The organism is Niveibacterium sp. 24ML (genome assembly GCF_026586805.1).
GTDB lineage: Bacteria > Pseudomonadota > Gammaproteobacteria > Burkholderiales > Rhodocyclaceae > Niveibacterium.
On sequence record NZ_JAPFHA010000011.1, the window covers coordinates 40,141 to 59,235 of the forward strand.

Below are 19,095 nucleotides of genomic sequence, written 5' to 3' on the forward strand. Positions count from 1 at the left end.
AATGTCATCACTCAACGCAAGAACAAACCTTCTGCGTGCAGCCCTGGTCGCGGTTTTGCTGTCAGGCAGCGCCGGGTTGGCCGTTGCCATGAAGCCAAGCCGCTACATGGCACAAGAAAACGCAGCGGTTGAGTATGCAAGGCTGATCCCTACCCAATTTGGTGAGTGGCGTGAGGATTCGGCGGTTGCAACCTCGGTCGTCAACCCGCAGCAAAAAGCATTACTCGACACCCTTTACTCGCAATTGGTCAGTCGCGTCTACGTCAATAAAGAGGGGCGGCGGATCATGTTGTCGCTCGCATATGGCGGAGACCAGTCGCGAGATACCCAAGTCCACAAGCCCGAGGTTTGCTACCCAGCCCAAGGTTTTGAATTGCTCGGTCAAAAGAAGGTGGAGATCAAGACTCCCTACGGATCCATTCCATCAATGCGTCTGTTGACGCGTTTGGGGGCGCGAGTTGAGCCCGTGACTTACTGGATTCGTGTCGGTGATTCTATTGTGCGGGGCTCACTTGAACAGAACGCCGCACGCCTCAAGTTTGGAATGAAAGGTGTCGTGCCGGATGGTCTGCTGATTCGTATATCAGAAATATCCACCGACTCAGACTCTTCCTATCGCTTACAAGACCAGTTCGTAAGTGAGTTCGTTTCAAACGTGGATTCAAAATTCCGAAACCTTATTGTTGGAAAGCCCGACTCTCTAAGCGTTGGGTCAAATTGAAATGAAATCGAATCTTGCACTTAGTTTAACGGCGCTCATTGCCCGCGCGCTAAGCAGCATAATCGTGTTTGCGGTACTCGCTCGGGAATGGGGAGCAACAGGATTTGGGCAGTTCGCGTTCGTATTTGGTGTCGCGACGATGTCCAGTCTATTAAGTGAATTCGGGTTCTCCACTCATGCGTTGCAACGATTCTCTAGAGTTGCAACGAACGAAGCACGTTTTCTGGTTGATGAAATAGTCAGTGTCAAGTTGTCGTTGGGGCTCGTCGTAGTACTTGGAAACACTGCCATTGCATTGACGGGTTGGTTTGGTGATGGTGCGATTCAGATCGCGATCGCGCTCTCGGTGGCAGCGGTTGCATTGGGGTTTTCGGACTTCTATACGGCAGTATTGCGGTCGATCGATAGCTTTGCTTTGGACGCAGTGATAAGCAGTACCGTCAATCTTTCGCTGTTCTTCGCCGTGATGTTAGGCGTTCATTTCGGATATGGTCGCCCAATACATGTGGCACTAGCATTTTGTGTTGCGCGGTTAATCGGTATGTTATTGAGTATGGCAATACTTTCCGACAAACTCGGTCGTCCAAGACTCGCGTTCGGAGGGGTCTCTGCGATGAGAACTACAATCCGAGCTAACGGTAACTACGCACTGGAAAGTGGGCTTTGGACCGCCTATACAAACGTCGACCTGATTTTGATACGAAGCTTTCTCGGCCTACATGCAGTTGGTGTTTTTCAAATTGGATTTCGTCTGTTTCAGGGTGCAATGCAGTTTGTGCCAGTGCTGAATTCTGTGTTCGTTCCCAAGCTGGCGCGTGCTCATGTTGATCTGAGTCCGCCGTCTAGCTCAATGAGGGTAACGTATCTTGTGTTCGGATGTGGCTGCGGTGTTGGCTTGCTCGGAGCTGGAGTCTATGCGCCGCTTTGGTTGCGACATGAATCATTTGTCGGGATCGAGTCGATCTTTGCATTGTTTGGTGCGCTCTGCATTGTTCGATATCTGTATGCGTATGTAGGGGCGCAACTACTTGCAATAGGAGCTCAACGTTCCCGTGTGATCGCTATTGCAGCTGGAGCTGTGGTGCTGATCCCCGCGGCGTTACTCGGAATGCATGTATATGGCGTTGCCGGTATGGTCGTTGCTCATCTGCTTTCGACATCCGTAATGCTCGCAGTATGCGCACATAGTCTAAAGAAGCTTAAATCACAAACCTCTATTGGGAGATCAGAATGAGAATTACCGTAATCGGTTCTGGTTATGTTGGTCTGGTTACAGCGGCGTGCCTCGCCGACGTCGGCAATAATGTCGTGTGTCTCGACGTAGATGCCGCCAAAATTGCAAGGCTTGAGTCGGGCGATGTTCCGATATTTGAGCCTGGTCTCGACAAAATTCTCCATCGCAATAAGTCGGCGGGCCGTATCTCGTATACCACTGACGCGAAATATGCCACGGAACATGGTGATGTGCAGTTTATTGCCGTCGGTACGCCGCCAGATGAGGACGGCTCAGCGGACCTGCAGTATGTCCTCGCGGCGGCGAGAACAATTGCTACGCATATGAATGGATACAAAGTCGTCGTCGACAAGTCGACAGTTCCCGTGGGGACGGCCGACAAGGTCAACGGGGCAATTGCAGAAGTGCTCGCCAAGAGAGGCGCCACAATCGATTATGCCGTGGTCTCAAATCCGGAATTTCTAAAGGAAGGGGCCGCAATAGAGGACTTCACGAGGCCAGATCGTATCGTTCTCGGCGTCGAGAGCGATCGTGCTCTCGCGATCATGCGTGCAATATATGAACCGTTTCAAAGAAATCATGACAAGCTCGTTGTCATGGATATCCGCAGTGCCGAGCTAACAAAGTATGCCGCCAATGCGATGCTGGCCACCCGAATATCATTCATGAATGAGCTCTCTCGTCTGGCCGAAGCGTTGAACGCAGATATCGAGTTGGTGCGTAAGGGTATCGGCTCAGATCCTCGTATAGGGTTTGGCTTTCTATACGCCGGTTGCGGTTACGGTGGGTCTTGTTTTCCGAAAGATGTAAAGGCTTTGATTAGCACCGCTGAGAAGGCGCTTGGAACTAGGATGCGCATACTTAGTGCGGTTGAGGATGTCAACGAAGAACAGAAAATGCTACTCGTCGACAAACTGACAAAGGAGGTTGGCGAGGACTTGAGTGAACGGCGGGTCGCAATATGGGGATTGGCATTCAAGCCCGATACGGACGATATGCGAGAGGCGCCAAGTCGCGTAATCATTAATGCGCTTCTGGCTCGCGGAGCGAAAATCACTGCCTATGATCCCGTCGCAGTGCATGAAGCTCAGAGGGTACTTCCTGAAACATCTGCCCTGACATTTGCAGCTGATCCATACTCGGCGGCGAACGACGCCGACGCTCTCATTGTGGTCACTGAATGGAAAGAGTTCCGCAGTTTGGATATATCGCAATTGCGAGATCGAATGAAGGGAAGGCTGATCATCGACGGTAGAAATATCTTCGATCCGGTAGTTATTTCTGCGCTGGGTTTTGATTATCGCGGCATCGGTAGAAAGTCGGAATAAATAGTGGTGCCTCGGGTTCGGGTTGGGCTTCTTGATTCTTGGCGTGGCCTTGCAATTGCGATGGTTTTGCTTGGCCACTTTGTCCCCGGTTTGGGGATCGATGCGCTAGTTTACGGTGTTAATGCTGGTCGCGTCGGAGTTGAGTTGTTCTTCGCCTTGTCGGGGTATCTTATTGGGGGGATTCTGTTTCGCGACAACCAGTCGTTGCCGGTTTTCTCGAATATTTCCCTCTACTTGGATGTATTTGTTGATCGTAGCCCCAATTCTAGTGGTGAAGTACCCCGAGTCGATTGAACCCTACGCCCTTTCTGTGATCGGCGCCGGAAACTTGCTCCGCTAATTGCCGTACTTTGCTAAGCACCATTTACACCCCACGGTTGGATTGTTGGCAACCGTAGTTTTGGGAGGTCTCTCCTATTCGTTCGTGGACAACCGCCTGCATCAGTATTTTGCAGCCAGGCTGGGTGCGCTGCTGGGTCACAGGCGCGGTAATGTTGGCATGGTTAAGGAGGTAGGAATGAAGCGTTGGACGGTGTTGCATGAGAGCGGAGCGCCTTCCCACTATCGTGGGCTTGAGGTTGCACTGAACGCTGGGGCGCATTCTTCCGGGGTTTCGTTTTTGGAATTCCACATACTCCGCCAATTCGCGAAAGGATTAGTGTCTAGAAACTATTCTGCGGTAGTACGGGCTGGCAAAAATGCGGCTGCGCTGGCGCGCCTGTTGATTAGTGGTGGAGCTGGCGAAAATATTGTTATTGGAATGGCTCCTTTTAATCCACGAGTGATCTGGATTCGGATTATCTGCAGGAACGCAACCGTTCTAATGCACTCATCTTGGCCTTATTGGGACTTGTCCTTTCAACCTCATCCGTGGCGATTTCGTTTTGTTTTACGGTCGTGGGAGAGTTTCTGCAAGAAACGCGTTAAACATGTCTTCTTTGTCACCCGATTTGCCGAGCGAAACTTTAATGAATCCTCGTTTGCGGGCCCATCTACATCGGTAGTCGCTCATGCCTATGATCAGGTGGCATTTTATTGTGATCCGCGACGTGAATCCCAGAGACTTAGATTCGTCTTTGTTGGCCGGTTGGAAAAATCAAAAGGACTATTTCACGTGCTGGCCCTCGCTGAGCGATTTCCAGAATGCTCTTTCGCAGTAATAGGCGATGGTCCTCTTTTGCCAGAGCTAAAAAAGGCTGAGCAGCGATATGGCAACATTTCGGTGTGCGGTCAGGTTGGCAATCGACGGGATCTTGGGGACTTGTTGCGAAACAGTGATGTGCTATTGCTTCCATCGATTCGAATTCCAGGATGGGAGGAGCTATTCGGCATGGCGATAATCGAGGCGATGGCATGTGGTGTTGTGCCAGTAACTACTGATCATCGGGGGCCAACTGAGATTCTCTCTGGAACAGGCGTAGGGCTCGTGTGTTCCGAGGGCGATTTCCTAGAGCAGGCTAGCGCATTCATCAATATCCTCGCTGGCAATCGAGATGTCCTTGAACATCAGCGGCGATTGGCTGTTGCAACAGCGAGAGATTACGAGCTTAGCAGCATCGCAAATCGTTGGTTGGCGGGCGTTGCAGAGGTTGCGCATGAAAAGTGATCCATCGGTAACGATCGTTGTATTGAACTGGAATGGATGGCAGGATACAGCTGCATGCGTCAGGTCACTATTCAACCTCAAGTATGAACGGTTTAATGTTGTCGTATGTGATAACGGGTCAACCGACGGATCGTTGGATGAGTTGCTAAACGCATTTTCAGCTGATCATCTCAACTTGGTTATTCTAAAAGACCCGGCAATGAATCCCGTTTCCTCTCCATTTCAAGAGAGGCTGATTACCCTAATCGATAACCGGAGCAATCTTGGGTTTGCTGGCGGCAACAACGTGGGAATGCGATATGCGATGCAGGCTTGGGATCCCGATTTCTATTGGGTCCTTAATAATGATACCGAAGTAGATCCGTTGGCTCTTCGTGAGCTATTGGACGAATTTCGACGCATGCCGGGCGTTGGGATTTGCGGTTCAAAGCTTGTGTACTGGCACGGACGCAGTGAGGTGCAGGCTTTAGGAGGAGGAATTCACAACCGAGTCTTCTGCACAACTCGAGAACTGAAGCCTGGAGCAAAGGATATCGTTTCGTCGGATATGTCGGGTCGTGGCCCAGAACTCGACTACGTTTCCGGGGCTTCAATGCTCGTCTCTAGGCGATTGGTCGAAGATGTTGGTCTTATGGAAGAGCGATATTTCCTATATTTCGAGGAGCTTGACTGGGCGGAAAGGGCGCGGAAGAAGGGGTTTCAACTCGGATATGCTGATAGTAGCGTCGTATATCATAAAGAGGGGGCTACGATCGGAACCAATGCGAGAACGCCTAAAGCGAGAAGTGTGGTCTCGGAATTCTACGGCGTTCGTAGCCGAATACTCTTTACGAGCAGATTCTACCCGCTCTTTTTGCCCACGCTGTATCTCGCACTACTGGTGGCTGTGATACGGCGTTTCCAGCGCAGTCAGCCGGATAGAGCGAAGATGATCCTAGGGTTGATGTTGAGACCAACACGGAGGCTCTAATGAGATATTCACAGCAGCGTGGGCTTGCAGCAACGCTAGTGGTATTGCTCTCGGTGATATCTCTGCCGACTTTTGGCGCGACCACTCTATTGACAATGATCAGTTGGCATACTCCAATTGGCCCGTTAAATGGTTGTAAGAGTTGGGGTTCCGGAGGTGCCGGATACGCAGCTTCTAAGTCTCTTGGTACCGTGCGAAATTCACCTATTGTCCCCGCGGGGTTTGGACCGAGCGTGGGAGCAACTCCGATTGATGGAAAGTTCCTTTCTAGCTACCGCCGTGCCATCGTCGAAGAAGCTGCGCTAATTCGCGCATCCGGCTTTGATGTCATTGCCTTCGATATGCTCCCTAATCCAAATTTTGGAGTACTTGGAACTGAAGAGCCGTTCTGTCTATTTCCTTTGTTTCGGGAGTGGTTGGAAGTTGCATCAGCAGCGAGCTTGAAAGTCGCTCCACTTGCGGATGTGCAGAATCAGTCCGCTGAGTTTCCGAATGGACGGCGTCTGAGCAGTGAGGAGTGGGTTTCTGTACTCTCAGGATTGTTGGATCGCACTAAGGACCATCCTGCGCTTTGGCGGCCGAGCGGATTGCCGGCCGTTTTGCATTTTGGAACGGATCCAAGTTACGGCTTTCAGCCGGACCCGTTAGCCAATGACGGGGACGGTGGATGGCTATCGGTACTGGCTAAGGTTCGAAGTCAGTCAGGAGCTTTTTCGTTCTACGCGGATGTTCGAAATGGATTTCCATTGGAGGGGCTGAAGTCTGCCAAAGGTGGTAGCTACATGTTTGCGCCTGGCGCTCCCACGGACGTTTGGAATAGTTTGCAGTCGATTGCCGCCGCTCGAGATGCAAACTTCATTTGGAGTGTTAGTCCCGGCTATTACATGCAAGGGCGAAGGACATTTATTCCTCCAGACTTTGATCGCATTCACAGAACGTATAAATTGGCGATGTCGGCTGGAGTGAAGATAATGAACGTAGTTTCCTGGAATGACTTGGGTGAAGATACGGACATAGTTCCATCGGAAAATAAGGGGCGAGCGTTATTGGGTGTCTTCGCTTTCTACAATCAGTGGTTCAAAACTGGGAAATTGCCAGTACCGACCCAGGCGCGCGCAGTTTTCGCCTACCCGTTGCGCCTGCCAGCTGTTGTTGAAAGCGGGTTTCCGTCTTGGGATATTGCAAAGGCTGGCGTGCGTGCATTCCAAGGAGGCGTCTACTATTGGGCAATTAGCCCAGTAGCTACTAGCTTAACGGTGGGATCATCGGTAATTACTGTTCCTGCTAACACTGTCGTTACGGGTCGAATTGCAATCGATACGTCTAGCAAATTCGATGTCGGGATATCCGGGAGACTAAAACCAGCTTCGCCATCTATCAAAGTGGAACGAGAGTCGCAAGGGCGCGCCCCTGGTGGTTTGGAGTTTCGCTACGTCGACGTCAATTGAGGCTCGAATTCTAGTGGACGCTTTGCTGAATGTTTTTGTTTTTTTCGTGCTCTTTGCATCGGCTGCAGGGTCGTTTGTGTTGACTAGGCGGATTTTGAATCCCGTCATTATCTTGGTCGCATCCTTCTTTGTGCCGATGTGGCTCGCGAGCATGCGCTTGTCGGCTCTGCAGTCAAATAGTTGGGACTACGATACCGTTGTGGTTTTCTTGCAGTCAGTTGGTGCTTGGCTCATCTTTCCTTTGTGCGTTCTCGTCTCCTTGAGAATTGGGCGAAAATCTGATGTTGCAAACGGATTGGCTGCCGAAGATTCGGTCGTTCGATCGATGCATTTCGCAATAGCTGCTCGCATTTGGGCTGTACTTGTTCTGGTTGGTTATCTAACGAGCAACTATGTCCAGGCGCATAGCCTAATTCCACTCTTTGGGGATCCCGAGGCGCTATATCGAGCGCACAATGAGTTTCCGCCGGCTCTACGCTTCTTTGCTAGAGGTGGCCCCGCCGCCGCGCTGCTACTGTATTTATGTTATTTCGGCGGACGGAGGCGCGTTGATCTGCTATTGCTCGGCTGCATGATATTGCTCCCGATGACCCGGCTTTCCAGAATTGATGTAATTATGACTTTTGTGGGACTTGCCGTGCTCTATGGGGTTCGACCTCTTTGGAAACTGAGGCGTATTCATGTAATTGTGTTGATTATCGTTGGGTGTGCTTCTGTTTTGGGTGCAATCGAGCTTGGAAATCAGCGCACCAATCGGTTTGGAACCTATTCGGTTAGTTACGAAAAGGCCATCGGCTGGAAACCTGCAGAAGCCGGTCCTTCTGGTGCTTTTGCCGTAGCTTACGGTTATGTGCCGTTGAGCTTTGAAAATTTCGATCGTTACGTTAACCAAGCGAAATACCGGAAGAAGACTTGGGGGGCAATGAGTCTCAGCTGGTTGTTTTTCGGCTTGAAATTGAATTGGATTCCCGGGTTTGGCTCCCTGATCGAAGGGGCAGACAGTTTTGAGCCAGTTTCCGGTGCGGCGAATGTGCCTACCTCTCTGTTTCCGTTTTATTCGGATTTTGGAGTGTTTGGCGTATGGTTGCCGATGATTGTCTATATGACGGTTCTTTGTTTCTTTTATTCAAGATCGGGGCGGAGTTATTTGTGGTTGGCGCTCTATGGGCTATACGCTGGCGCGTTTACCCTGTCTGGATTTCAGGCTCTAATCGCAGCGCCTATTATATTCCACCAGTTGGTTGAGATTGTGGTCGTTTTTTTGGTCGCTCAAAGTTTGTCGAGGAGGGAATTAACTCGACAGAAACCCGCGCAGCTGCATCGCACAGCGAAGGACTTGTAATTTCGATGAATAGTCTAATCTTAAACTTGTCTATGCTTGGCGCGAATCCTACCGGGCTTGGTGTTTATTCTCAGCGAGCTGCATTGGCGGTTTCGCATCGGTTTCGTACGTCTATTCTTGCTGGTCAGGGTGTGGCGCCATCGGGAGACATCATTGCTCGGGCTCCCGCTTCGGTTGCTATTGGTGGCGGAAAGCTGGCGGCCATTCGTCGGCAGTTCTGGATGCGCGGTTTGCGCCTGCCCGAGAACGCGTTGGTCTACTCGCCAACGCACCACGGTTTGCCAGGACGCAAGAATCAGATCATTACTGTTCACGATTTGATTTGTTTGCGGTTCCCTAGCCAGCACCGCCCGCAGTACTTGTTCTTCAAGTACGGCCTTCCTCGCTTGCTTCGCAATTGCAAAGCCGTATTCACGGTGTCGGAAACGACGCGCAATGATGTGGCGGAGACTTATGGTTTTCCGCGTGATCGGATCTTCGTGGTGCCGAACGGCGTTGATCGAACGGAGTTTGGGCCTGCTCCGTCAAGCGAAGCGAATGCTACGCCGTACTTGTTGATGGTCGGTGCGCGCTATTCACACAAGAATGTGGATGAGGTGCTAAGGATGGCGCACCTTTGGTCGGATACGTATGTGCTGAAAGTTACCTCGTGCAGCGGTGAATACCGTGCTGCGCTTGAGCGTGAGGTGCAAGCACGAGGTTTGTCTTCCAAGGTGCAGTTTCTCGACTATCTGAGTTGGGCCGAGCTGAAGGCTCTGTATCAGAACTGTGCTGCGCTGGTTTATCCGTCGAAGTGGGAGGGGTTTGGAATTCCTCCGCTTGAGGCCTTGGCCTGCGGCGTTCCGGTCATCGCGTCAGATATCCCTGTGCATCGCGAGGTTCTGGGCGAGGCGGCTTCGTTTGTCGGCTTGGGCGACGAGAAGTCGTGGGCATTGGCATTCAGTGAACTGGCGAGTGGCTTGAAGGACTCGCCGGCGCGCAAAGAGGCGGCAGAACGAGTGCTGACCGGCTTTACATGGGACAACTCGGCCGAGATTCTGAAGCGGGCGCTCCTTGCGGTTGAACCCAAGCTTGAACAGGCGCTGACAGCGTGAAGTCGAAAACCATTGGTGAAGGGGTGGCTATGCCGCGTGTTAATTCGTTGATCGTTAACTACCGTACGCCGGAGCTCACCCTGAAATGCGTGAGTTCGATTCTAGAGAAGGGCGTTTCAGTCGCCGAGGACATTATCGTTGTCGAGAATGCCTCGCCCGATGATTCAGCTGCTCGCTTGCGGGATGGGCTTCCAGCTGGCGTTCAACTGGTGGTGGCTGAGCGAAACGGTGGGTTTTCGTCTGGCATCAATGTGGGGGCGGCTCACGCGACGGCGCCGTTTTTGCTGGTTCTGAACCCCGATACCTATTTTATCGATACCAGCATTTCTAAAGCGCTGGATCGATTCAAAGACAGTGAAGTCGGGCTGGTTGGTCTGGATCTGACTTACCCGAATGGCGAACGGCAGTATTCGGCACGACGTTTCTACAGCGTTGTGGATATCGTTGGCCGACGTACTCCGCTTGGGAAGTATTGGCCGCTGCAGGGGCGGATCGCTCAGCACATGATGTTGAGCGCGTGGAAGCCGGGCACGCCATTCGAGGCGGATTGGGTGATGGGTACGGGTTTCATCATTCGCCGAGAGCTGTTTGAGGCGATTGGGCGAATGGACGAAGACTATTTCCTCTACATGGAGGATGTTGATCTGTGTGCGCGGGTTTGGGCGTCTGGATCAAAAGTGGAATGCGTACCGGGTGCTGTGTTGATTCATGACCACCAGCGCGCAAGCCAGTCGGGCGCACTTAGCAAAGCCGGGCGCATGCACCTTGAGAGTTTGGGGGTTTTCAGGCGGAAGCATCGCTTGCCGCTTTTTGTACCGCCGTCACCGCACCGGATCAGACGCGGTAGCGGTACGCAAAAGCGCGCGCAAGCCACGGCTTGAGGCCCAGTCGTAAATCGGGAATGGATCGAATGAAGAACAACGAACGCAAGATTGCAATTCAGGAATTGATGAACTCCAGCGGGGTTCGGTTTGGTACCAGCGGCACGCGCGGACTGGTGGCCGACATGAGCAGCGAAGTCTGCTTTGCGTATGCCAGTGCGTTTCTGCAAGCCGTTTCCGCCTCAGAGGGCGCGGTGGCGGTGGCAATGGATATGCGGCCCAGTAGCCTGGATATTTCAGCAGCATGCGGCGCTGCAATTGAATACGCCGGCTTGGAAGTGGACTTCTGCGGTGCTGTTCCGACACCGGCGTTGGCCTTTTATGCTCAGGAGAAGGGATTGCCCGGAATTATGGTGACGGGCAGTCATATTCCCTTTGACCGCAATGGCATCAAGTTCTATCGCGTCGAGGGCGAAATTACCAAAGCGGATGAGGCCAGCATCAGTAATGCAGAGGTTGCTGTTCCGGCAAGCGGTTTGACAATTGATCTGCCCGCTGTGAATCGTGGCGCGTTTGATGCCTATGTCAGCCGCTATGTGAGCTTCTTCCCCGCGGCTTGCCTGGCTGGCATGAAGCTGGGTTTTTACGAGCACTCAAGCGTTGCGCGAGAGGTGCTCACTACGATCCTTGAGGCACTCGGCGCCAAGGTGATCTCGCTTGGTCGGACCGACAAGTTCGTTCCTATCGATACCGAGGCTGTGAGTGAGGCAGACGTGCTGCAGGCCCAGAAGTGGGCTGCGGAGCACGGTTTTGATGCAATCCTTTCGACCGATGGTGATGCCGATCGTCCCTTGATTGGCGACGAAAACGGCAACTGGTTCCGTGGCGACATCGTGGGCATTCTTTGTGCACAGTACTTGCGTGCGCAGGGTGTGGTGACGACGGTGAGTTCGAATACCGCGGTGGAGTTGAGTCAGTCCTTCGACAAGGTGGTGCGTACCCGGATTGGTTCGCCCTACGTGATCGAGGGGATTGAGCAGTTGATCGCATCGGGGGTGGAGCGTGTGGTGGGCTTCGAACCCAACGGCGGCTTCCTGGTTGGCACGCAGATCGAACGTGACGGGCGTGTGCTGGCGCCCCTGATGACCCGCGATGCCGTGTTGCCAATGCTGTGCCTGCTTTCGATGGCACGCGAGAAGTCGATCAAGGTATCGGAACTGGCAAAGCACTTGCCTGCCCGGTTCACGGCAAGCGATCGGATTCAGTCGTTCCCGACCGAGGCGAGCCGCAAGATCATCGGTGGCCTCGCGGAGTCGCAAGAGGCGGTGAATGCTTTGCTCTCTGGGCTGTGCGGAAAGATGCTGCGGCAAGATCAGACTGATGGCCTCCGGATCACGCTCGAAGGCAATGAGATCGTGCATTTCCGCCCATCGGGCAACGCGCCGGAGCTTCGTTGCTATGCGGAGTCGGCGAGCCAGGCGCGCTCGGAGGAGTTGGTTCGTGAAGGCCTGCGACGCGTGCACGCCTGCCTCGACGCTTGATTCTTCAGTTCTTTGAGGTCTACCGGCGTGATCGCCTTGATGGGAAGCCCGTGCAGGCTTTGCTTGATATTTTTGGGAGCATTTGAATGACTATTCTTGTCACCGGCGGCGCCGGCTTTATTGGCGGAAACTTTGTTCTGGACTGGATCGCGACGACCGGCGAGCCGGTGGTTAACCTCGACAAGCTGACCTACGCGGGCAATCTGGAAACGCTCAAGTCGCTCGACGGTGATGCACGCCACACCTTTGTGCAGGGCGACATCTGTGATCGCGCGCTGATCGACTCGCTGTTCGCCACGCACAAGCCGCGGGCCATTGTTCACTTTGCGGCCGAGTCGCATGTCGACCGTTCGATCCACGGCCCGGGTGAATTTGTCCGCACCAACGTCGAAGGCACCTTTACCTTGCTCGAAGCGGCGCGCGCCTACTGGAACGGGCTGGAGGGCGAGGCGAAGTCGGGCTTCCGCTTCCACCATGTGTCGACCGATGAAGTGTACGGCTCACTTGGCCCGAATGATCCGCCCTTCACCGAGACCAACACCTACGAGCCCAACAGCCCGTATTCGGCGAGCAAGGCCGCCAGCGACCACCTGGTACGCGCGTGGCACCACACCTACGGCCTGCCGGTCACGACCAGCAATTGCTCGAACAACTACGGCCCGTATCACTTCCCCGAAAAGCTGATCCCGCTGATGATCGCCAACGCGCTGGCAGGCAAGCCGCTGCCGATTTACGGCGACGGCCAGCAGATTCGCGACTGGCTGTACGTGACCGACCATTGCAGCGCAATCCGCACGATTCTCGCCAAGGGCAAGGTTGGCGAGGTCTACAACGTGGGCGGCTGGAACGAAAAGCCGAACATCGACATCGTCAAGACCATCATCGCGCTGCTCGACGAACTCAAACCCAGCCCGGAAGGCAGCTATGCCCGCCTGATCACCTACGTGACTGACCGCCCGGGCCATGACCGCCGTTACGCCATCGACGCCCGCAAGATCGAACGTGAGCTTGGCTGGAAGCCTGCCGAGACCTTCGAAACCGGCATTCGCAAGACGGTGCAGTGGTACCTGGACAACCAGCCCTGGGTGCAAAACGTGCTGAGCGGTGCTTACCGTGACTGGGTCGCCAAGAATTACGGCGATCGCGTGGTGGCGTGATGAAGATCCTGCTACTGGGTAAGGGCGGGCAGGTCGGCTGGGAGCTTCAGCGCGCCCTCGCACCTATCGGCGAATTGGTGGCGGTTGATTTTGATTCGACCGACTACTGCGGCGACTTCACGAATCTGGATGGCCTGGCGGACACCGTTCGCCGCGTCGGCCCGGACGTGATCGTCAATGCCGCTGCGCATACTGCAGTGGATAAGGCAGAGAGCGAGCCGGAACTGGCGCGCACGATCAATGCACTGGCACCGGCCGTTTTGGCCCGCGAGGCTGCAAGCAGCGGTGCCTTGCTGGTGCATTACTCAACCGACTATGTGTTCGACGGCAGCGGTGACGCACCGCGCAGCGAAGCGGATACGGTTGGGCCGCTGAGTGTGTACGGGGCAACCAAGCTCGAAGGCGAGCAGTTGATCCAGCAAAGTGGTTGCAAGCATCTGATCTTCCGCACCAGCTGGGTCTATGCGGCACGCGGTGGCAATTTTGCGAAGACGATGCTGAAGCTGGCACGCGAACGCGATCGCCTGACAATCATCGACGACCAGATCGGGGCTCCGACCGGCGCTGATCTGCTGGCCGACATCACTGCGCACGCGATCCGTACCGTAAGGGCCAGGCCGGACTTGTCCGGGCTTTACCACCTAGTGGCCGGCGGTGAAACGTCTTGGCACGGCTACGCCAGTTTCGTGATCGACTTTGCGCGCAAAGCGGGTGAGGTGCTTGCGGTACAAGAGGTCGCGCCTGTGCCGACCACCAACTTCCCGACGCCGGCGAAGCGGCCGTTGAATTCGCGGCTTGCGACGACGAAGCTGCAAGACACCTTCAATCTTGTGATTCCGCAGTGGCAGTCGGGCGTAGAGCGGATGCTGACTGAGATTCTGGGCGAGTAATCAATCAAGACTCGGGCCACCAAGCCCGAGCTTTTTGCGCGTACTTCAAAAAAATAGGACGGCTCCATGACTCAACAACGCAAAGGCATCATCCTGGCCGGTGGCTCGGGCACCCGTTTGCATCCGGTGACGCTGGCGGTGAGCAAACAGCTCATGCCGGTGTACGACAAGCCGATGATTTACTACCCGCTCTGCGCTTTGCTGCTGGCCGGCATCCGCGAGGTGCTGATCATCTCTACCCCGCAAGACACGCCACGCTTCGAGCAGTTGCTGGGCAATGGTCACCAGTGGGGCATCGATATCACTTACGCGGTGCAGCCCAGCCCGGACGGGCTGGCGCAGGCCTTCATCATCGGGGCCGATTTCGTCGGCGATTCGCCGTCGGCCCTGGTGCTGGGCGACAACATTTTCTACGGACACGATCTGCAACGCCGCTTGGTTGCGGCGGATGCACGCACCGAGGGGGCGACCGTGTTTGCGTACCCGGTGACCGATCCAGAGCGCTACGGGGTGGTGGAGTTCGATGCCGCCGGCCATGCGATCAGCCTGGAAGAAAAGCCCAAGGCGCCCAAGAGCCGTTATGCGGTGACCGGTTTGTACTTCTATGACCAGCAAGTGGTGGAGTTTGCGCGCAACCTCAAGCCGTCGCCGCGCGGCGAGCTGGAAATCACCGATCTGAACCGGATCTACCTTGAGCGCGACCAGATGGATGTGCAGGTCATGGGCCGTGGCGATGCCTGGCTGGATACCGGCACCCACGATTCGCTGATCGAAGCTGGCCAGTTCATCCAGACGCTTGAAAAGCGGCAGGGCCTGAAGATTTGCTGCCCGGAAGAAATCGTCTGGCGCCAGAAGTGGATCGACGACCAGCAACTGGCTGCACTGGCAAAGCCGCTGGCCAAGAGCGGTTACGGCCAGTACCTCACCCGCATTCTCGAAGACAAGGTGTTCTGATGAAGGTAACAGCGACGGCTTTGCCCGAAGTTCTGATCCTTGAGCCCAAGGTATTTGGCGACACACGCGGCTTCTTCATGGAGAGCTTCAACGCCAATACCTTCCGTGAGGCGACCGGGCTGGATGTTCAGTTTGTGCAAGACAACCACTCGCGTTCCAGCCGCGGTGTTCTGCGTGGCCTGCACTACCAGTTGCAGCAGCCGCAAGGCAAGCTGGTACGGGTGGCACGCGGCAGCGTGTTCGACGTGGCGGTGGATATGCGCCGCAGCTCGCCGAACTTCGGCAAGTGGGTGGGGGTCGAGCTAAGCGAAGAGAACAACCGCCAGCTCTGGGTGCCGGCAGGCTTTGCGCATGGCTTTGTCGTGCTCTCCGAAAGTGCCGACTTCTTGTACAAGACGACGGACTACTACGCGCCGGCCCATGAACGGGCGCTCAAATGGGATGACCCCACCGTTGGTGTTGCCTGGCCGCTGGGGGATATCGTTCCTTCGCTTTCAGCCAAGGACCAGCAGGGCAAAGCCTTCGCGGACTGTGACGCCTTCGCCTGATTGGCGAGTTGAATATTCCATTGTTCTGCGTTGAGGCAAGTCGGCGTCGGGGGCGCCGGCTAGCCTTCACGAATCATCCGTTCGGGAGACCAATATGGCCAAGGCTTTGATCCTTGCAGCCGGGCAGGGCACGCGCGTAAGACCTTTGACCAAGCACACACCCAAGCCGATGGTGCCGATTCTGGGCAAGCCGGTGATGGAGTACCTGATCGACCACCTTGCCGCTTACGGCGTGAAGGAGATCATGGTGAACGTGGCCTTCATGCACTGGAAGATCGAGAATTATTTTGGCGACGGCCGCCGCTTCGGGGTAGAGCTGGGCTATTCGTATGAAGGCGTGCGCGAGAACGGCGAAGTGGTTTGCAAGCCGGTCGGCTCGGCCGGCGGTATGCGCAAGATTCAGGACTTTGGCGGGTTCTTCGACGATACCTTCGTCGTGTTGTGTGGCGACGCGATCATCGATCTGGATCTGAAGGCGGCGATCTTCGAACACAAGACCAAAGGCGCCATCGCCAGCGTGGTGACGCTGGACGTCCCGCGCGAAGAGACCAAGAACTACGGCATCGTGGTGTCGGATGAAACCGGGCGCATCACCTCCTTCCAGGAGAAGCCGAAACCGGAAGACGCCAAGTCGACCGCGGCCTCGACCGGCATCTACATCTTCGAGCCGGAAGTGCTCGACCTGATTCCGCCGGATACCGAGTTCGACATCGGTAGCCAACTGTTCCCCTTGCTGGTTGAGAAAGGCTTGCCCTTCTACGCCCAGAAGCGCTTTTTCAACTGGATCGACATCGGCCGCGTATCCGATTACTACTCGGTGCTCATGCGCGTGCTGCGTGGCGAGATCGCGCAGATGGACATGCCGGGCAAGGAAGTCGCGCCGGGCGTGTGGGTGGGCCTGAACACCTCGATCGCATGGGACAGCGTGCAGATTGTTGGGCCGGTGTATATCGGCTCCGGTGTTCGGATCGAGCCGGGTTGCAGCGTGATCGGGCCGGCCTGGATCGATCATGGCTGCCACCTGCGACACGGCGCCAAGGTAATCCGCAGCGTGTTGTTCGACTACACCCGCCTGGGCGAAGACATGGTGTTCGACGAGATGATCGCCTCGCCGCAGTACTGCGTTGATCGCAAGGGCGAGACCATGTACGTGGGTGATGATCGCTGCCCCTTGCGCTGGGGCGATGCGCGCGCCTGAGCAGATGTGTCGTCACCGAAAGAAAACGCCGGCAATCGCCGGCGTTTTTTTGTTTGGATGGCTGGTCGTCAGCGACGCGGCTTGCGCATCAGCGTCGATTTGCCAAACAGGCTTTCGATCAGGTCGACGGCCAGCAGCGCGGTCTGATTCTGGTGGTCCAGCGCGGGGTTGAGTTCGACCACGTCGAGCGAGCTGAGCATGCCGGTGTCGGCAATCATCTCCATGCACAGTTGCGCTTCACGGTAGGTGGGGCCGCCACGCACCGTGGTGCCAACACCGGGCGCAATCTCGGGGTCCAGGAAGTCGACGTCGAAGCTCACATGCAGGTGGGTGTCCGGGTCCATGTCGTCGAGGGCCAGCTCCATCGCGGCGCGCATGCCGGCTTCATCGATGAAGCGCATGTCGAACACCTCAAGGTTTTTCGTGTGCACCAGACGCTTTTCGCCTTCATCGACGCTGCGGATGCCGATCTGGCGGATCCACTCGGGGTCAATTGCCGGTGTGTGGCCGCCGATTTCGATCAGCGACTGCGGCCCCAGCCCGCACAGGCACGCGACCGGCATGCCGTGGATGTTGCCGCTGGGCGTGATTTCACTGGTGTTGAAGTCGGCATGGGCGTCCAGCCACAGAATGCGCAGCTTGCGGCCGGTTTCGCGGCAGCGCCGTGCGATCGCGCTGATCGAACCGATTGCAAGGCAATGATCGCCGCCGAGCATGATCGGCAGCCGCCCCCGCACCAGTTCGGCATAAATCGCCTCATGCACGGCGCGATTCCAGGCCACCACTTCGGCGAGGTGGCGGTAGCCATCGACCGGCGGCAGCCAGGGGTTCTTCGGTCCGGCGATGTTGCCGCAGTCCTCCACATCCAGGTCGTGGCGCTGCAGCATCGGGCCGATGTCGGCGACCCGCATGGCCTCTGGGCCCATCGAAGCGCCGCGGCTTCCTGCGCCGATATCGGTGGGTGCGCCAATCAGACTGATGCGATTGTTCATGTCGGGGCCGGTGAGGGTGGGTAACGCGCGATTTCACCGCATAAATGCTTTCCGGCGCAATCGCACGTGCGACGCAATGGCACGCATGTGCGACGCGCTGCAGCGGGCAACGGTTCGTCGGTGCGGCGCTGAACACGGCGCAGGCGTGAGTTGGCCGCTCGGGTTTACCATGCGGCCTTGCCTCATCACATTCATTGCCCCTTGGGCAGATCGAAGCTCATGTCAAAACAACCGCACGGCCGAGGGGCCGACAACCCGGTGCCAAGTGCCTCGCCGAAGCCAGGCCTGCATCCGGCCAACCCCCACCGTTCCCGCTACGACTTTGATCAGTTGATTGCGCAGCATCCGCCGCTGGGCGATTTCGTTGAAATCAACGCGTTCGGCGACGCGTCGATCGATTTCGCAGATCCGGATGCCGTGCGGGCGCTCAATCGTGCCTTGCTCAAGCAAAGCTACGGTATCACCGGCTGGGTGCTGCCGCCGCAGTACCTTTGTCCGCCGATTCCCGGACGCGCTGACTATCTGTTGCATGCCGCCGAACTGCTGGCCGAATGCAATGATGGCGTCATCCCTTGCGGCGACATGATCAGCGTGCTCGATCTGGGGGTCGGCGCCAACTGCATCTATCCGCTGATCGGGCACGCCGAATTTGGCTGGCGCTTCGTGGGCAGCGACATCGACCGCGATGCGCTGGCCTGCGCGCAGCAGACGCTCGATGCCAACCCGGGCTTTGGCGATGCGATCGAACTGCGCCTTCAGCCCTTCGATTCAGTCTTGTTCAGGAATGTGCTCGGGCACCGCGACTGGTTCGAGCTGGTGGTCTGCAATCCGCCGTTTCATGCCTCGCCAGCGGAGGCGCGCGCGGGCTCCACCCGCAAGTGGAAGAACCTCGGGCGGGCGGGCGACGAGGGCGCCGCGCCAGTGCTCAACTTCAGCGGGCAGGCGGGCGAGCTGTACTGTCATGGCGGCGAATCGGGGATTGTGCGCCGCATGGTGGCGCAAAGTGCGGACTACCGCTTCCGCTGCCTCTGGTTCACGACGCTGGTGTCCAAGTCATCCAACCTGCCAGCGATCTACCGTGCCCTTGATCGGGCGCGGGTAGCTGACTACCGCACGGTCGAGATGGCGCAAGGGCAAAAGAAGAGCCGCTTCGTGGCCTGGACCTTCTTCGATGCAGAGGGCCGGCGCGCCTGGCGCAACGGTGAGCGCCGCGAGGACTGATCACCGTAGCCGCCGGCGGTGCGGCGTTCG

The 19,095-nt window shown here is 56.1% G+C and carries 18 protein-coding genes; 17 read left to right on the forward strand and 1 reads right to left on the reverse strand.

The genetic code is table 11. The features are described from left to right. Window position 1: 1 nt before the first annotated feature. From epsI to OPU71_RS11130, 16 genes are all read left to right on the forward strand, one after another. On the forward strand, window positions 2-721 hold the full coding sequence (gene epsI / locus OPU71_RS11060) for an exosortase-associated protein EpsI, B-type (protein WP_267728031.1): 720 nt from the start codon (window positions 2-4) through the stop codon (window positions 719-721). 1 nt (window position 722) lies between these two features. Continuing rightward, the gene (locus tag OPU71_RS11065) at window positions 723-1,955 is read left to right on the forward strand and encodes a lipopolysaccharide biosynthesis protein (RefSeq protein WP_267728032.1); all 1,233 of its coding nucleotides are present in this window, start codon (window positions 723-725) and stop codon (window positions 1,953-1,955) included. Further along, entirely contained in the window at window positions 1,952-3,283 is a 1,332-nt protein-coding gene (locus OPU71_RS11070; protein WP_267728033.1) for a UDP-glucose dehydrogenase family protein, read from the forward strand. Before OPU71_RS11065 ends, OPU71_RS11070 begins: the two co-directional genes overlap by 4 nt. Before the next feature lie 6 nt (window positions 3,284-3,289). Next, a complete protein-coding gene (locus OPU71_RS21360; RefSeq protein ID WP_420712373.1) occupies window positions 3,290-3,577 on the forward strand; it encodes an acyltransferase family protein in 288 nt (95 codons plus the stop codon). Between the two features lie 223 nt (window positions 3,578-3,800). Beyond that, window positions 3,801-4,889 (forward strand): glycosyltransferase family 4 protein, encoded by a 1,089-nt coding sequence (locus OPU71_RS11075; RefSeq protein WP_267728034.1) that lies wholly within the window; start codon window positions 3,801-3,803, stop codon window positions 4,887-4,889. Beyond that, complete coding sequence (locus OPU71_RS11080; RefSeq protein WP_267728035.1) at window positions 4,879-5,859, forward strand: glycosyltransferase family 2 protein; 981 nt, start codon at window positions 4,879-4,881, stop codon at window positions 5,857-5,859. The genes OPU71_RS11075 and OPU71_RS11080 overlap by 11 nt, the downstream gene beginning before the upstream one ends. Further along, on the forward strand, window positions 5,859-7,307 hold the full coding sequence (locus OPU71_RS11085) for a hypothetical protein (protein WP_267728036.1): 1,449 nt from the start codon (window positions 5,859-5,861) through the stop codon (window positions 7,305-7,307). Before OPU71_RS11080 ends, OPU71_RS11085 begins: the two co-directional genes overlap by 1 nt. A 13-nt stretch (window positions 7,308-7,320) precedes the next feature. After that, entirely contained in the window at window positions 7,321-8,649 is a 1,329-nt protein-coding gene (locus OPU71_RS11090; protein WP_267728037.1) for an O-antigen polymerase, read from the forward strand. Window positions 8,650-8,654: 5 nt separating this feature from the next. Then, on the forward strand, window positions 8,655-9,743 hold the full coding sequence (locus OPU71_RS11095) for a glycosyltransferase family 4 protein (protein ID WP_267728038.1): 1,089 nt from the start codon (window positions 8,655-8,657) through the stop codon (window positions 9,741-9,743). Further along, window positions 9,740-10,624 carry a glycosyltransferase family 2 protein gene (locus OPU71_RS11100; protein ID WP_267728039.1) on the forward strand — a complete coding sequence of 295 codons (885 nt, stop codon included), beginning with the start codon at window positions 9,740-9,742 and terminating at the stop codon, window positions 10,622-10,624. Before OPU71_RS11095 ends, OPU71_RS11100 begins: the two co-directional genes overlap by 4 nt. A gap of 29 nt (window positions 10,625-10,653) precedes the next feature. Then, complete coding sequence (locus OPU71_RS11105; protein ID WP_267728040.1) at window positions 10,654-12,105, forward strand: phosphomannomutase; 1,452 nt, start codon at window positions 10,654-10,656, stop codon at window positions 12,103-12,105. Between the two features lie 86 nt (window positions 12,106-12,191). Beyond that, a complete protein-coding gene (rfbB, locus tag OPU71_RS11110; RefSeq protein WP_267728041.1) occupies window positions 12,192-13,262 on the forward strand; it encodes a dTDP-glucose 4,6-dehydratase in 1,071 nt (356 codons plus the stop codon). Further along, a complete protein-coding gene (rfbD, locus tag OPU71_RS11115) occupies window positions 13,262-14,152 on the forward strand; it encodes a dTDP-4-dehydrorhamnose reductase (protein WP_267728042.1) in 891 nt (296 codons plus the stop codon). The genes rfbB and rfbD overlap by 1 nt, the downstream gene beginning before the upstream one ends. Window positions 14,153-14,218: 66 nt before the next feature. Next, the gene (gene rfbA, locus OPU71_RS11120) at window positions 14,219-15,106 is read left to right on the forward strand and encodes a glucose-1-phosphate thymidylyltransferase RfbA (RefSeq protein ID WP_267728043.1); all 888 of its coding nucleotides are present in this window, start codon (window positions 14,219-14,221) and stop codon (window positions 15,104-15,106) included. Continuing rightward, on the forward strand, window positions 15,106-15,654 hold the full coding sequence (rfbC, locus tag OPU71_RS11125) for a dTDP-4-dehydrorhamnose 3,5-epimerase (protein WP_267728044.1): 549 nt from the start codon (window positions 15,106-15,108) through the stop codon (window positions 15,652-15,654). The genes rfbA and rfbC overlap by 1 nt, the downstream gene beginning before the upstream one ends. A gap of 94 nt (window positions 15,655-15,748) precedes the next feature. Continuing rightward, window positions 15,749-16,852 carry an NDP-sugar synthase gene (locus OPU71_RS11130; RefSeq protein ID WP_267728045.1) on the forward strand — a complete coding sequence of 368 codons (1,104 nt, stop codon included), beginning with the start codon at window positions 15,749-15,751 and terminating at the stop codon, window positions 16,850-16,852. A 68-nt stretch (window positions 16,853-16,920) separates the two neighbouring features. On the opposite strand, the gene rocF is transcribed toward OPU71_RS11130, so the two are convergent. Then, window positions 16,921-17,844, reverse strand: coding sequence for an arginase (gene rocF / locus OPU71_RS11135; protein WP_267728046.1), 924 nt, complete (start codon window positions 17,842-17,844; stop codon window positions 16,921-16,923). Between the two features lie 219 nt (window positions 17,845-18,063). Here rocF and rlmF point away from each other — a divergent pair, with 219 nt between their 5' ends. Then, window positions 18,064-19,065, forward strand: a complete 1,002-nt coding sequence (gene rlmF / locus OPU71_RS11140) for a 23S rRNA (adenine(1618)-N(6))-methyltransferase RlmF (RefSeq protein ID WP_267728047.1) — start codon at window positions 18,064-18,066, stop codon at window positions 19,063-19,065. Window positions 19,066-19,095 lie beyond the last annotated feature (30 nt).